This is a genomic window from Leuconostoc sp. (assembly GCF_965300815.1).
Map to the genome: position 1 here is coordinate 1 of NZ_CBDKZH010000159.1, position 1,195 is coordinate 1,195.

The following is a 1,195-nucleotide window of genomic DNA, read 5'->3' on the forward strand; positions in this document are numbered from 1 at the left end:
CCGACCGCGTCAATCACCCAATCAGCATCTTGGATGATTGCTGACACACTTGGTGTATCAGACAAATCGACGACGTGATAAGTTGTTTTATCGTTAGTGTGGGGGTGGTAAATGTGGCGGGATAAACTGTGGACGTCATATTGTGTTGGATCAAGTTGCTGGATGATGCCTTGACCGACAAATCCTGTGCCGCCAGCAATGACAACTTTTGTTTTCATCATTGTAATTTCCATATCTGATAGTTACTGCCCATTAGTGGTGTGGGCAGGTTAAGTCATTATACCTGATAACGCAGTGGGAAAGTGCGTGAGTTGGCGATTCGGATAGGACAATTAGACATCAAATCATATTGCAATTGAGATGAAAAAACCTGATTCGTACAATTGTTCGGAAATTAAAAAACATCTTGGTAATATTTTCCTGAAAAATAGACATTTATGTGCCCATTTGACTAAAAAAGGCGTATGATGAAAGGTAATGTTAGTCTATATATCAGAGAATTACGGAGGATTGCAAGAAGTATGAGTTTAGTTGATGAATTGGTTGCGGTTGTTGGCAAGAAAAATGTCATCACGAATGCCGGGAAGACGTTACGTTTTCGTAAAGGTTATCGTTCAGGACATGGTGATGCCGTAGCAGTGGTTTTCCCAACCAGTCTCATGGCCATGTGGCGTGTATTGAATGTTTTGCATGAGCATAACATCGTGATTATTATGCAAGCAGCCAATACAAGTTTGACAGAAGGGTCAGTCCCAGCACCTGGTTATGATCGCCCAGCTGTGGTTGTCAACGGCATGAAAATTAAGGATTTGGAACTGATTAATCATGGGGAACAAGTTTTGGCCTTTCCGGGCACAACGCTTTTCCAGTTGGAGAATGCTCTGCGGCCATTAAATCGTGAACCACATTCGGTTATCGGTTCATCCAATCTCGGTGCCTCAGTCATTGGCGGTATTAACAACAATTCTGGGGGTGCCCTGATTCGTCGTGGCCCAGCCTACACTGAATTGTCACTTTATGTCTGGATTGATGAAAACGATGAGATGCATCTAGTGAACCATCTTGGCATTGATTTGGGTGATACACCTGAAGAAATTATTACCAATTTGGAAAATCGCAACTTTGATTTAAACCAAGTGCCAGCAACTGAGCATCACGTCTCCCTGCACAATCATGAAAAGGTCGTTCGTGATGT

2 protein-coding genes are annotated in these 1,195 nt (G+C 42.8%); one reads left to right on the forward strand and one right to left on the reverse strand.

Annotated features, from left to right (window positions below; translation table 11 throughout):
- Positions 1 to 221, reverse strand: a 221-nt coding sequence (locus tag ACW12G_RS07600; protein WP_455647674.1) for an NAD-dependent epimerase/dehydratase family protein, incomplete at its 3' end; no start/stop codon positions are given.
- A gap of 300 nt (positions 222 to 521) precedes the next feature.
- Here ACW12G_RS07600 and ACW12G_RS07605 point away from each other — a divergent pair.
- Positions 522 to 1,195 (forward strand): FAD-binding protein (locus ACW12G_RS07605; RefSeq protein ID WP_455647675.1); only part of this gene is annotated, 674 nt, incomplete at its 3' end.